The organism is Porcibacter vitabionis (genome assembly GCF_046263795.1).
Lineage (GTDB): Bacteria > Bacillota > Clostridia > Lachnospirales > Lachnospiraceae > Lachnocurva.
In genome coordinates this window covers 88,074-101,294 of record NZ_JBJYZD010000007.1, presented here as the reverse complement: position 1 = coordinate 101,294, position 13,221 = coordinate 88,074, and the positions used below count along the sequence as shown (strand labels likewise).

General features: G+C 43.6%; 12 protein-coding genes. 11 read left to right on the top strand and 1 reads right to left on the bottom strand.

The window, feature by feature from the left end; translation table 11 throughout:
- The first annotated feature begins 3 nt into the window (after window positions 1-3).
- From ACKX2L_RS07075 to ACKX2L_RS07060, 4 genes are all read left to right on the top strand, one after another.
- Window positions 4-747, top strand: a complete 744-nt coding sequence (locus tag ACKX2L_RS07075; RefSeq protein ID WP_497552941.1) for an NAD-dependent protein deacylase — start codon at window positions 4-6, stop codon at window positions 745-747.
- Between the two features lie 191 nt (window positions 748-938).
- Window positions 939-2,324, top strand: coding sequence for an MATE family efflux transporter (locus tag ACKX2L_RS07070; RefSeq protein ID WP_497552940.1), 1,386 nt, complete (start codon window positions 939-941; stop codon window positions 2,322-2,324).
- Window positions 2,325-2,362: 38 nt separating this feature from the next.
- On the top strand, window positions 2,363-2,878 hold the full coding sequence (locus ACKX2L_RS07065; RefSeq protein ID WP_497552939.1) for a hypothetical protein: 516 nt from the start codon (window positions 2,363-2,365) through the stop codon (window positions 2,876-2,878).
- Between the two features lie 41 nt (window positions 2,879-2,919).
- The gene (locus ACKX2L_RS07060; RefSeq protein WP_497551102.1) at window positions 2,920-4,056 is read left to right on the top strand and encodes a DNA/RNA non-specific endonuclease; all 1,137 of its coding nucleotides are present in this window, start codon (window positions 2,920-2,922) and stop codon (window positions 4,054-4,056) included.
- A gap of 32 nt (window positions 4,057-4,088) precedes the next feature.
- On the opposite strand, the gene ACKX2L_RS07055 is transcribed toward ACKX2L_RS07060, so the two are convergent.
- Entirely contained in the window at window positions 4,089-5,297 is a 1,209-nt protein-coding gene (locus ACKX2L_RS07055; protein ID WP_497551103.1) for an aminotransferase-like domain-containing protein, read from the bottom strand.
- A gap of 278 nt (window positions 5,298-5,575) precedes the next feature.
- Here ACKX2L_RS07055 and ACKX2L_RS07050 point away from each other — a divergent pair, with 278 nt between their 5' ends.
- The 7 genes from ACKX2L_RS07050 (at window position 5,576) to ACKX2L_RS07020 (ending at window position 13,218) form a co-directional block, all read left to right on the top strand.
- Entirely contained in the window at window positions 5,576-6,127 is a 552-nt protein-coding gene (locus ACKX2L_RS07050) for an ECF-type riboflavin transporter substrate-binding protein (protein ID WP_497552938.1), read from the top strand.
- 51 nt (window positions 6,128-6,178) lie between these two features.
- The gene (locus ACKX2L_RS07045; RefSeq protein WP_497552937.1) at window positions 6,179-7,933 is read left to right on the top strand and encodes an ABC transporter ATP-binding protein; all 1,755 of its coding nucleotides are present in this window, start codon (window positions 6,179-6,181) and stop codon (window positions 7,931-7,933) included.
- A complete protein-coding gene (locus tag ACKX2L_RS07040) occupies window positions 7,930-8,757 on the top strand; it encodes an energy-coupling factor transporter transmembrane component T family protein (RefSeq protein ID WP_497551106.1) in 828 nt (275 codons plus the stop codon). The genes ACKX2L_RS07045 and ACKX2L_RS07040 overlap by 4 nt, the downstream gene beginning before the upstream one ends.
- 729 nt (window positions 8,758-9,486) lie before the next feature.
- Window positions 9,487-9,657, top strand: coding sequence for a helix-turn-helix domain-containing protein (locus ACKX2L_RS07035; protein ID WP_497552936.1), 171 nt, complete (start codon window positions 9,487-9,489; stop codon window positions 9,655-9,657).
- Window positions 9,658-9,680: 23 nt separating this feature from the next.
- Window positions 9,681-11,258, top strand: a complete 1,578-nt coding sequence (locus tag ACKX2L_RS07030; RefSeq protein ID WP_497552935.1) for a type I restriction-modification system subunit M — start codon at window positions 9,681-9,683, stop codon at window positions 11,256-11,258.
- Window positions 11,255-12,586, top strand: a complete 1,332-nt coding sequence (locus ACKX2L_RS07025; protein WP_497552934.1) for a restriction endonuclease subunit S — start codon at window positions 11,255-11,257, stop codon at window positions 12,584-12,586. Before ACKX2L_RS07030 ends, ACKX2L_RS07025 begins: the two co-directional genes overlap by 4 nt.
- Complete coding sequence (locus tag ACKX2L_RS07020; protein WP_497552962.1) at window positions 12,583-13,218, top strand: restriction endonuclease subunit S; 636 nt, start codon at window positions 12,583-12,585, stop codon at window positions 13,216-13,218. The genes ACKX2L_RS07025 and ACKX2L_RS07020 overlap by 4 nt, the downstream gene beginning before the upstream one ends.
- Window positions 13,219-13,221 lie beyond the last annotated feature (3 nt).

Sequence of the window (13,221 nt, the reverse complement as noted above, 5' to 3'; positions counted from 1 at the left end):
GGAATGGATGTCGAAGCCATACAAGCCTTACAGGAGGCGATTGACCAGTCCGAGCGGATCGTATTCTTCGGTGGTGCCGGAGTTTCCACAGAAAGCGGAATACCGGATTTCCGGAGTAAGGATGGACTCTATAATCAGCACGACGTGAATTTCGACAAGTACCCGCCGGAGTATCTCCTCAGTCACTCCTGTCTCATCGATCATCCCAAGATCTACTTCGAATTTCATCGGCAGAAGATGGATACAAGAAATGTAGAGCCAAACGCAGCGCACCGCTATCTGGCAAAACTGGAAAAGACAGGAAAACTTCTCGGAATCGTAACGCAGAATATTGACGGTCTCCATCAGAAAGCCGGCAGTCGGAAGGTTTTTGAGATCCACGGATCTGCGCTTCGTAATTACTGTATGAAATGCGGGAAAGTCTATCCGTCGGACTATATTTTCGAGTCAAAGGAAGCCGTTCCTCACTGCAGCTGCGGCGGTGTGATCCGGCCGGACATTACGCTCTATGAAGAATCTCTTCCGGAAGATGCGGTCGAGAAGGCCATTCGGGCCCTGTCCGAGGCGGATCTTCTGATCATTGGCGGGACATCTCTGACGGTCTATCCGGCAGCTTCTTTTATCCATTATTTCCATGGAGATACGCTTGCCGTTATCAATGAAAGTGATCTGTCAGTGCCCAGGGCCAAGAATACCATAGTGATTCACGACCGGATTGGGGAGGTCTTTTCGAGATTGCAAGCCTGACTTGTAAAAAAGATGTAAATAAGAGTATACTATTAGAGATCGGGAGAGTGGTGAGTCACATTCTCCCGATCTTTTTGCCTTGAAGATCAGTATCTTTCCCATTCCATGGTGAAATGAGATTGGTACAAGTGATTCGGGAAATGATATGGTATCCTAGTTCCAGATTAATATTTCAGATGAAATCGAGAAAAATGAAAAAAAGAAATGCAGAAACGCAGCAAATCGCATATGAGAAGCAATATCACCGCATGACGCAGGAGCCGGTCGGACGTCTGGTTCGGGAACTTTCGCTTCCGACCATTATTTCTATGCTGGTAACGAATATTTACAATATGGGGGACACTTTTTTCGTCAGCCAAATCGGGACAAGTGCCAGTGCAGCAACCGGTGTTGTTTTTGGTCTGATGGCGATCCTGCAAGCCTTCGGTTTCATGTTCGGCCATGGAGCGGGGACTAATATTTCCCGGAAACTCGGTCAGAGGGATCTTAAGTCAGCAAAGAATTTCAGTGCCTGCGGTTTTTACCTGTCACTTCTCACCGGTTCCCTGATCGGCCTTTTCGGACTGATCTTTTTGGATCCCCTCATGCGGCTTTTGGGCAGTACGAATACCATTCTTCCCTATGCGAGAATCTATGGGATCTATATCCTTCTGGCCGGGCCGGCCATGACGACAGGCTGTGTAATGAATAATATTCTCCGTTATGAAGGATTGGCTTTCTATGGCATGGTAGGTCTGACAAGTGGAGGAATCCTGAATCTCTTCGGAGACGCCTTCCTCATCAATGTCTGTCATATGGGCATTGCCGGTGCGGGGCTATCGACTATGGTGACCCAGTATCTGAGCTGTCTGATTCTGATCCTGCCTTTCCTTCGGGGCAGGACACAGAGCAGTTTTCATCCGAAATATTTCACATGGAAACCGGCCGTCGTGAAGAAGGTGATTTTTAATGGAATGCCATCTCTTGCACGAAACCTGTTGAACGCCTTGTCTACGATGCTGATCAACCATCTGGCGGGTGGTTACAGCGATGCGGCAGTTTCGGCCATCTCGATTGTAAACCGTGTTACATTTTTCCTGAACTGTATAACGATCGGCCTCGGACAGGCACTGCAACCCATAGCAGCCTATAATTATGGGGCGAAAATTTACTCCCGCTTAAAGAAGTGTTATTGGTATGTCTTCCGCCTGGCCAGTACTTTGCTTGTGATCCTGGCCATTCTTGCCTTTCTCTTTGCCGGCCAGATCGTTGGCTTCTTCCGAAATGATCCGGAAGTCATTCAAATCGGAAGCAGGATGATGCGTTTCATTAGTTTGAGTATGCCTTTCATGGCTATGTCCGTCTTTGGTGATATGATTTTTCAGTCGATCGGACAGGCTGCAAAAGCGACCCTTCTTACTTCCTTGCGCCGAGGTCTGTTTCTGATTTTCTATGCCTATTTACTGACTGCAATCTTCGGTCTGACGGGTCTGGAGATCTCACAGGGCCTCTCAGAGATCAGTGCCAGCCTGATTGCCTTTCCTATGACCCTGCACTTCCTTCGTCATCTGCCGGAAGATCGGATAGAGAAGGTATGATGGATTATAGATAAAAGAAAGACCATGAGGGAGAAAAGATGATAGCAATCGTATGTTTGTCAGAGGATCATGGAATGGCTTTTAACCACAGGCGGCAAAGCCGGGACGAAAAACTGATCGACTACTTAATCAGCCGTCTTTCGGGCAAAACCTTACGGATGGATCCTTACTCTGAGGACTTATTTATGAAATATAAGGCCTTACCGGCTTCCGGAGAAATACCGGGAGAATGCCCAATCAACGAAGAAAACCATAAAGAAGGATCTGATCTGAATCTTTTTACAGATTTGGGAGTCCACATGATCGTAGAAGAAGATTATTTGGAAAAGGCACAAGAAACGGACTATTGTTTTGTGGAAAGAGAAGATCTCCTGCCCTACAAAGACCGAATCTCCTGTCTCATCCTCTGTCGATGGAACCGGAAATATCCCATGGATCAGAAATTTGATCTGGATCTGTCGGAATACAAGCTTCGTTCTTCAGAAGATATTCCGGGAAAATCCCATGACAAGATCACAATTGAGGTGTGGGACAAGAGGCAAGATCTTCATTGACAGAAGATATTCAAATGAGAGCCTTCACATGAGAGAAGAAAATGCAGAAGAGAGAATCGAATGGAATGAAAGAGGAAAGAAAGAAGAAAAATCAATTTCGAAGACATAAGTCCGTTTTTGCCTTGCTTCTTGCGCTGCTTCTTGCTTGGAGCGGATGGAATCTGACTGCCTGCACAGAGCTGTCATCATCCGGACAGAAAGCGAAGACAGAGATCAGTGCATCGGCTGATACAGACCTGAAACAGGGGGAAGACGCCGGTCAGACCGGTGGCCAGTCGGCTGATACAGATCTGAAACAGGGGGAAGACACCGGTCAGACCGGTGGCCAGTCGGTCGATACAGATCTGAAACAGGGGGAAGACGCCGGTCAGACTGGTGGCCAGTCAGTTGATCAGTCGGTCAATCCGTCGGTCGATCTTTCCAATGGTTCTATACCAGCCTACGATGGGAAGGCCTATATTTCCATCCATCAGAATGTACCATCCTTTTCGGATGCGGATAAAAAGAGGACAGATCCTTTTGAAAGCTACAGTGATTTGGATCAGCTGGGACGCTGTGGTGTGGCTTATGCCAACATCTGTAAGGAAATCATGCCGACAGAGAAGCGCGGACCGATCGGTGTGGTCCGGCCCAGCGGTTGGCATACCGTGAAATATGATATCGTGGATGGGAAATACCTCTACAATCGCTGTCACTTGATTGGTTATCAACTGTCCGGTGAGAATGCAAATGAAAAGAATCTGATCACCGGAACCCGCTATCTCAATACTGAGGGTATGCTGCCCTTTGAAAATATGGTGGCCGATTATGTCAAAGAGACGAATCATCACGTTCTCTATCGGATAACGCCGATTTTTCAGGGGAATGATCTTGTGGCAAGCGGGGTCCAGATGGAAGCATGGTCGGTGGAAGATCAGGGCGCCGGAATCTGTTTCAATGTATATTGCTATAATGTCCAGCCCGGTATCACCATTGACTATGCAAGCGGAACCAGCAGCCTGGCCGGACAAGCTTCGGCAGCGACTGATTCAGACCGCACGGTTTATATTACCGGAAGCGGAAAACACTATCATCTGACACAACAGTGCAAGGGACTTACCAAGGCAAAATCGATCACTCCTATTTCAGAGAAAGATGCGATTGCAAAGGGTTATACCCTGTGTGGGCTTGAGAAATAAAGCTTGAGAAATAAAGCTTTTTTTGGCTTCGATCAATGCTGATCGATCCACTCGTATGTCAGATGACCGAGGATCTTGATCCCTTTTTCAATCTGTTCATCGGAGGGGGAGGAGTAGTTCAAACGGAAGCCATTTGATTTGCCGTTAGGATCTGCGAGAAAAGCGGATCCGGGAACACAGAGAACGCCTCGTTTGATGGACTCCCGAACAAAAGGATAGGCATCCATTCCTTCCGGCAAAAAGGCCATGACAAAGAGGCCGCCTTCCGGTTGGCCGAAGGAAACGGAAGGATGAAAGTATTCTTTCATTTTGTCAATCATCAGAGTGGCCTTGTGGCGGTAAACCTCTCTGGAATGCTTGAGGTGGGCATTCCAGTCATACTTTGTCATGTATTCATTGCAGATATATTGGAAGAGTACATTCGAATGCACATCCGTACACTGCTTTGCAACGCTGATGGGGCCGGTCAATGATTTGTCGAATACCAGAAAACCAATCCGGAAAGCCGGTGCCATAGTTTTCGAAAAGCTGCCGCAGTAGAGCACTCGTCCGTCTGTGTCCATCGATTTCATGGTGGGTACGTTCTGTCCGGCAAAACGCAGTTCCCCGTAAGGATTGTCTTCCAGAATCATAATGTCGTATTTCCTGCAGATCCGATAAACTTCCCGCCGCTTCTTCTCGGTAGAAGTAATACCGGTCGGATTTTGGAAGGATGGAATCGTATAGAGGAAACGAACGTGCTCCCCATCGCTGGTCAGCTGCTGTAGTCTGCTTTCCAGGGCTTCTGTGTCAATGCCGTCCATCTGCATAGGAATACCGACAAGTTTCGCGCCATAGGAACGGAAGGTATTCAGGCAGCCGACAAAAGCAGGTTCCTCCGTCAGGACGACATCACCTTCATTGACCAGAATTTTCGTCGTAAGATCTGCACCCTGCTGTCCGCCGGAAACGATGAAGAGCTCATTTTTCTCGAAATCAAATCCCTCTTTTTCGGAAAGATATTTTTTCAAAGTCTCTCTCAGCGGTGTGTATCCCTCGGTCAAGCCATACTGGAGTACAGAAACCGGATCGTCAGTCAGAACCTTTGATGCAATCTCTTCAATTTCACGGGTGGGAAAGGTCTCAACCGAAGGGTTCCCGCCACCGAAAGAAATCACACTCGGATCGGAACCAAGTTTAAAAAGTTCACGAATCATAGAACCGTGGAGATTTGCCATTTTATTTGAAATTTCAGCTGCCATAATAAAAACCATCCCTTCTAGTGACTTCCTTTAGCATGGATATGATCTTAATTTTTCCTATTATAGCATAACTCTCCTATAGCATAACCATCCTTTCCATACACCGGAGTACAATATTAACGGGGGAAAAGTCTGATACGACCGGACATAGGGCATGGCAGTGATTTCGATCTTTCTGGACGGCAATTGGCTCTTTTGTTATAATGGCTTCGAAGCTTTTCACGATGGCTTATATTTGAAAGAGGAATAAGTATTCACAGGAAATGGAGGAAAAAGAAATGGATAAGAAATTTGGCATCAAACAAGTGGTAGCAATGGGTATTGGTACGGCATTATTTGTCGTTCTCACGATGGTACAGATCCCTTTCCCCATTCCAAATACATCGCTTCAGCCCAGAATGGCGATTTTAGCCTTCTTTTCAGCAATTTTCGGACCTGTTGTCGGTGCAGTGATCGGACTTCTCGGACATGCGCTTGGTGATGCAATCTGGTACGGCAGCGTATGGTGGAGCTGGGTTTTCCCTGAAGCAGTTGTCGGAATCGCTGTCGGACTTACAGCAAAGAAACTGGCTGTTAAAGAGGGCGGGTTTACAGCTTCTAAAATTGTTCTCTTTAATGTCGTTCAGGTTGTAGCAAATGCTCTTGCCTGGATCGTAGTTGCGCCGGTTCTGGATATCCTTGTCTATGCCGAGCCGGCAAAAAAGGTATTCGTACAGGGTATCTTTGCCTTTATCGGTGATATCATCATCATCGGTATTTTGGGATCCATTCTTCTCGCAGCTTACTCAAAGATTGCAAGTAAGTCTTCCGGTCTGAAAGCAGAAGACTAAGTCTTAAGTATTCAGTAGCTATTGTTTTATTTCTTAGAAAGTTTTGTTTCCATGGAACCGATTATAGAATTTGAGAATTTTTCCTTCAAATATCGGTCTCAGGCAGAACCCACTTTACAAGATATCAATTTGAAAATCTATCCGGGTGAGAAGGTCCTGATTGCAGGCCAATCCGGCTCAGGAAAGTCAACCATTGCACATCTTGTCAATGCCCTGCTTCCCTGTTCCATCCCCGGTGAGAGCAAAGGTAAGCTCCGGGTTTGCGGGGAGGATCCCGCTAAGCTCGGAGTTTTTGGTATGTCAAAAAAGGTGGGAACTGTGCTGCAGGACACGGATGGACAGTTTATTGGCCTGACCGTTGCCGAAGACCTTGCTTTTGCCCTGGAAAATGATGCCATAAAACAGGATATTCTTTTCCAAAAAGTGAATGAGACTGCCGAGATCATAGGGATGACAGATTTCCTCGACCACTCTCCGGAAGAACTGTCGGGAGGGCAGAAGCAGCGCGTATCCATGGGCGGCGTTCTCGTAGACGATGTTGATATTCTCATATTTGACGAGCCTTTGGCGAATCTCGATCCTGCAACCGGCAAGAACACGATTGCTCTGATCGATGATCTCATGAAAAAAAAGGATCTCACGGTTCTTATTATCGAGCATCGGATCGAGGATGTCTTGTATAGAAATGTAGACCGTGTCTTAGTGATGGACCATGGACGATTAATTGCAGATCAGGATCCGGACAGTCTGCTGGAGCAGAATATTCTCTTAAATTTGGGAATCCGCGAACCGCTCTATATTTCCGCCATAAAGCATGCCGGTGGGGAGCTTTCTGCCAAGGATCAACCGGCTCATGTTGAGACGATGAATATCTCACCCTATGCCGAAAAAGTACGTCGGTGGTATCAGAAAGCCCCGATTCGAAAGAGAGAGAATACAAATGAATTTATTCTGGAAGCCCGGGGAATCACCTTCGCTTATGATAAAAAGAAGGTATTGAACAATGTTTCTTTCTCCATTCGGAAGGGAGAGATGCTTTCTCTCGTTGGAAAAAATGGGGCCGGAAAATCCACTTTGGCATCCATTCTCTGTGGTTTCTATAAACAGAATGAAGGTCTTATCAAGCTGGATGGAACTGACATTTCCGGACTCACCATAAAGGAGCGGGGCGAGAAAATCGGTTATGTCATGCAGAGCCCCAATCAAATGATCAGTAAGCCGATGATCTATGATGAGGTTGCACTGGGGCTTTCTGTCAGAGGTGTTCCGCAAGATGAGATCAAAAGAAGGGTCTATGAGACATTGAAAATTTGCGGCCTTTATCCTTACAGAAACTGGCCGGTAAGCGCACTTTCCTTTGGGCAGAAGAAGAGAGTATCCATTGCTTCCATTCTGGTTTTGAATCCCGAGATCATGATATTGGACGAACCGACTGCGGGCCAGGATTACAGTCATTATACGGAAATCATGGAATTCCTTAAGTATTTGAATGAGGAAAAAGGTCTGACCATTATCATGATCACACATGATATGCACTTAATGCTGGAATATACCGATCGGGCTTTGGTTCTCTGTGATGGACAACTTCTCGCCGATACCTATCCGGAAAAGGTTCTGACAGATCATGAACTGACCGAGAAAGCTTATTTAAAACGGACATCACTTTATGATCTTGCGATCAAATGTGGTATCAAAGATCCTTCTGATTTTGTGGCTAGATTTATTGAATTTGAACGGCAGAATCCGGATGACGTCAGGAAAAAAGCTGTGGAAGAGCGAAGAAAGCTCGAAGAGGAAAATAAATGACAAGAATGATCTCATATTCGGACAAAGGCACCTGGATCCACAAATTGAGCGGGTTCACCAAGCTTTTGTTTTTCATTTTATGGTGTACTGTTAGTGCTTTGACTTATGATACGAGAGTTCTACTTCTCATGATTCTGGTCGGCATCTATATTTTTATCGCATCAAAGACCGAGTGGAAACAGATCAGCTCTGTATTCAAGGCCGTCATGTTTTTTATGATCCTGAATCTGATTTTTATCTACATTTTTGCTCCAAATCAGGGGACAGCGATTTATGGAACAAGACATGTACTCCTTCGCCTGTCCGGGCCTTATTCTTTGACGAGGGAACAACTTTTCTACGAGTTCAACGTTATGATCAAGTACTTTACTGTTGTTCCGGCCGCCTTTATATTTCTCATTACGACGAATCCCAGTGAGTTTGCAGCTTCTTTGAATGGGGTAGGTATTCCTGCTTCGATTTCTTACTCCGTTGCGATCACACTGCGCTATATTCCTGATATTCAAGATGAGTATCATAAGATTCGGAATGCTCAGGAAGCCAGGGGAATCGAGCTTTCCTCCAAGGGAAAGGTCAAAGACAGAATCCGAAATACAGCTGCCATCATATTTCCATTGCTTTTTACATCTATGGAACGGATCGATACCGTCAGTAATGCAATGGAGCTTCGAGGATTCGGAAAGAAGAGAAAAAGAACCTGGTATTCCAGAAAAGCACTGTCTCGAAATGATATTTTGGTCCTTGTATTTATTATTGTATTCTCTGTAGCCGCACTGGTTTTCACCTATTATGATGGTAGCAGATTCTATAATCCCTTTCATTAACAGGGCCCGTTACCAGATCATTTGGTAATGATGCTTGCAGCGCGAAAATGGTGGATACGGAAAAGACGTCTATAACGATCATGTAAAAAGTTACTTAAGAGAGGATGAATGGGGTAAATACGATGTCACTGGCACAAAATATGGAGGAGCCAAGCTGATCATCTATCCGCAAACAACAAAGTTTTATCATTCCAGTGTCATAGTAACAAGCTAAACGAACCATATTTCGATACCGTGGAATCATGGTGTTCCATAAAGGAGATCAAGATTGTTTAGAATACTTTTCGTCTGCCACGGCAACTGATTCCACGATTCTCTTAAAGTCAGTAATAGCAAGGCTTGTGGGGATTTTTTGGTGGATTTGTAACCCACTTTTAACCCAGGCAGTTTTTGTGCAAATGTGACAAAGCAGTAAAATAACAATGATTTTGGAGATGTGACATATAATTACATATGGCGAAGCGCACTTAATCTTAAGTGTGCTTAGCCACCAATAAACAACCCCATCGGGACGTGTCAAAAGCAGTAAAGATGTGCTGGAGTTTGACGCGGGCTGGAGGGGGTGTTATTTGTCACGAATTATCACTTTGGAAAGAAATAAACACTAAACAGAGAGGATACATTAAGAACGTTTTCAGTTTTTGAAAGCGTTCTTTTTTCTTGTAAATGTTCGCTGCTACGAATATAATAAAATTGTTGGATTTTAACTTAATCTAATAGGAGAAATCTATGGAATATTTAACAACTTCAGAAATTGCAAAGATTTGGGGAATAACCGCGCGTAGAGTACAGGTTCTATGCAAAGAGGGTCGCATTGAGGGTGCTATTAATAAGGGGATATGGCTTATCCCGGACAATGCGAAAAAACCGGAAGATCCGCGTAAAGCGAAGAAGAATTAATCCTACTTGGAGGAATTACCATAATGGCAATTGATAACAAAAAAGAACAGGAACGTGAAGAATTACATCGTGCAATTTGGGCGATTGCAGATGAATTGCGTGGAGCAGTAGACGGATGGGATTTTAAGAATTATGTCTTGGGTACCATGTTCTATCGCTATATATCTGAGAATATTGCGTCTTATATCAATCAGGGTGAGATAGATGCAGGAAATACAAGTTTTGACTACGCAAAGATGAGCGATAGCGAAGCAGAAACAGCAAGAGACGGCCTCGTAGAGGAGAAGGGATTCTTCATCCTCCCAAGCGAGCTCTTTTGTAATGTATTAAAAAGATGTGATGACGATGAAAACTTGAATGAGACTCTGGAAAAGGTATTCCGTCATATCGAGGAATCTGCCAAAGGAAGTGCATCTGAAAGCGACTTTGAAGGCTTGTTTGACGACTTCGATGTAAATAGTAATAAATTGGGCTCTACAGTCGCAAAGCGTAATGATAAATTGGCAAAGCTTCTTCATGGTGTTGCAGATATGAACCTCGGCGATGTTAAGGATCATGATATAGATGCCTTTGGCGATGCTTATGAGTACCTTATGACAATGTATGCTTCCAATGCGGGTAAATCCGGTGGTGAGTTCTTTACTCCGGCAGACGTGTCTGAACTTTTGACTCGTCTTGGAACTGTTGGAAAAACTGAGATAAATAAAGTCTACGATCCTGCTTGTGGTTCCGGTTCGCTTCTTTTAAAGGCTGAGAAGGTACTTGGAAGAGATGCGATTCGTAACGGATTCTATGGACAGGAAATCAATATTACGACGTACAATCTTTGCCGTATCAATATGTTTTTACATGACATCGGATTTGATAAGTTTAATATTGCTTGCGAGGATACACTTGTATCTCCACAGCATTGGGATGATGAGCCGTTTGAGCTTATCGTTTCAAATCCACCATATTCTATTAAATGGGAAGGGGACGCGAATCCACTTCTTATTAATGATCCTAGATTTTCACCTGCCGGAGTGCTTGCACCAAAGAGCAAGGCAGATATGGCATTTATTATGCATTCTCTTTCTTGGCTTGCACCAAACGGAACAGCAGCTATCGTATGCTTCCCGGGAATTATGTATCGTGGTGGGGCGGAACAGAAGATACGTAAGTATTTAGTAGATAATAACTATGTGGATTGTATTATCCAGTTGCCAAGCAATCTTTTCTTTGGAACATCAATTGCGACCTGCATTATGGTTATGAAGAAAGGAAAGACAGACAATAAAACGCTGTTTATTGATGCTACAAACGAGTGTGTCAAGGTTACTAATAACAATAAACTTACAGAGGATAATATCAAAAAGATTGTTGACACGTTTGCTAATAGAGAAGAGATTAAGCACTTTTCGCATTTGGCTGACTATGATGAGGTTGCAGAGAATGGATATAACCTTTCTGTGTCAACTTATGTTGAGGCAGAAGATACAAGAGAAGAGATTGATATTGTAAAACTGAACGCAGAGATTAAAGAAATTGTGGTGCGTGAGCAAGTCCTTCGAGATGAAATCGATAAAATCATTGCTGATATTGAAGGAGGGCAGAATTCATGAGTAAACTAGACGAGTTAATAGCTGCGTTATGTCCGACTGGGGTGGAATATAAACAGATTAGTCAAATCGCAGATACTAATATTGGTCTTGCAACTTCTGTTACTGCAAATAAAGCGCAGTCGGGGGTTAGATTGATTCATAATTCGGATATTCAGCAGAATAGAATTGAAATCAAAAAGGACGAGTATATTACAGAGAGTTTTGCAAGAAAGAATGAAAAAAAGATTTTTAAATTACACGATATAGTTTCGGTGCATACTGGTGATGTTGGAACTAGCGCGGTGATTGAACCTGAGTACGTGGGAAGTATTGGGTTTACTACTATAACAACGAGAATACGTGATTTCAAAGAGGTGGATCCGTATTTTCTTTGCCATTACTTGAATTCTCATAAATGTAAATCAGATATTGCAAAGAATACAATAAGCGATAGAAGCAATTTAAACCAAAAATCATTTGATAAACTTACGGTCCCTGTACCTCCGATGGAGGTGCAGCGTGAAATTGTCCATATATTGGACGGGTTCACACTGCTTTCAGCGGAGCTTGCAGCGGAGCTTTCAGCAGAGCTTCAAGCTCGCAAAAAGCAGTATGAATATTATAGGGATACTCTTCTTGAATTTGATAATAAAATTCCAATGGTGACCTTGAAGGATATTGCGACAGAAATATATAGAGGATCCGGTATTAAGCGTGATCAGGTGACTGAGGAAGGTATTCCATGTGTTCGATATGGTGAAATATATACGACATATAATACATGGTTCAAGGATTGTGTATCTCATACAAAAGAAGAATATGTTTCATCTCCAAAGTATTTTGAACACGGCGATATCTTATTTGCTATTACTGGTGAAAGTATAGATGATATTGCAAAATCAGTTGCATATCTCGGGAATGAAAAGTGCTTAGCTGGTGGTGATATTGTTGTTTTGAAACATAAGCAGAACCCTCGCTATCTTGCTCATGTTCTTTCTACTACATACGCAAGACAGCAAAAAAGTAAGGGAAAAGTAAAGAGCAAGGTTGTTCATTCGAATGTTCCATCCATCGAAAGTATTACGATTCCGTTGCCATCGTTAGAAGTGCAAGAAAGATATGCAGATGTTTTAGATAATTTTGAAACTATTTGTAATGATTTGAGTATCGGTCTCCCAGCAGAGATAGAAGCCCGTCAGAAACAGTATGAGTTTTATCGTGATCAGCTCTTGACATTTGCTGAAACAGGCGACAGCATCTTGACAGACAGACAGACAGACAGACAGACAGACAGACAGACAGACAGACAGACAGACAGACAGACAGACAGACAGACAGACAGAGCATAATTAAGCTTTTACAGTATGTATTTGGATATGCAAATGTACAGCTTCGAGATATTGCTACAGTAACTCGTGGTGGAAATTTCCAAAAGAAGGATTTTGTCGAGAGCGGATATCCATGTATTCACTATGGCCAGATGTATACCCATTTCGGAATATCTGCGTCGGAAGTGATTAAGTATCTTAACGAGGATGTATATAAGAAATCGAAACATGCTGTGCAAAATGATATTGTTATGGCGGTTACAAGTGAGAATGTTGAGGATGTATGCTCATGTACGGCTTGGATCGGAGCAGATGATATTGCTGTTAGCGGACACACTGCGATTATTCATCACAACCAAAATGCAAAGTATTTAAGCTATTATTTCCATACGGCGCATTTCTTCACGCAGAAAAGGAAATTGGCTCATGGAACCAAAGTAATCGAGGTTACGCCGGATAAGTTGTTAGATATTATTATTCCGCTTCCTACAATGGAAAAACAAAATGAAATAGTTGATATTTTGGATCGTTTTGATGGATTGTGCAATGACATATCTGAAGGGCTTCCAGCGGAAATCGATGCCCGTCAGAAGCAGTACGAATATTACAGAGATAAGCTTTTAAATTTTAAGGAGAAGGAAGTAAGTAGTTAAGTA

What these genes read in the sequence shown, in the direction of transcription:
- ACKX2L_RS07075 (WP_497552941.1), top strand. Translation starts at nt 4, where the DNA reads ATGGATGTCGAAGCCATACAAGCCTTACAGGAGGCGATTGACCAGTCC.
- ACKX2L_RS07055 (WP_497551103.1), bottom strand. Translation starts at nt 5,297, where the DNA reads ATGGCAGCTGAAATTTCAAATAAAATGGCAAATCTCCACGGTTCTATG.
- ACKX2L_RS07065 (WP_497552939.1), top strand. Translation starts at nt 2,363, where the DNA reads ATGATAGCAATCGTATGTTTGTCAGAGGATCATGGAATGGCTTTTAAC.
- ACKX2L_RS07030 (WP_497552935.1), top strand. Translation starts at nt 9,681, where the DNA reads ATGGCAATTGATAACAAAAAAGAACAGGAACGTGAAGAATTACATCGT.
- ACKX2L_RS07040 (WP_497551106.1), top strand. Translation starts at nt 7,930, where the DNA reads ATGACAAGAATGATCTCATATTCGGACAAAGGCACCTGGATCCACAAA.
- ACKX2L_RS07070 (WP_497552940.1), top strand. Translation starts at nt 939, where the DNA reads ATGAAAAAAAGAAATGCAGAAACGCAGCAAATCGCATATGAGAAGCAA.
- ACKX2L_RS07045 (WP_497552937.1), top strand. Translation starts at nt 6,179, where the DNA reads ATGGAACCGATTATAGAATTTGAGAATTTTTCCTTCAAATATCGGTCT.
- ACKX2L_RS07035 (WP_497552936.1), top strand. Translation starts at nt 9,487, where the DNA reads ATGGAATATTTAACAACTTCAGAAATTGCAAAGATTTGGGGAATAACC.
- ACKX2L_RS07060 (WP_497551102.1), top strand. Translation starts at nt 2,920, where the DNA reads ATGCAGAAGAGAGAATCGAATGGAATGAAAGAGGAAAGAAAGAAGAAA.
- ACKX2L_RS07025 (WP_497552934.1), top strand. Translation starts at nt 11,255, where the DNA reads ATGAGTAAACTAGACGAGTTAATAGCTGCGTTATGTCCGACTGGGGTG.
- ACKX2L_RS07050 (WP_497552938.1), top strand. Translation starts at nt 5,576, where the DNA reads ATGGATAAGAAATTTGGCATCAAACAAGTGGTAGCAATGGGTATTGGT.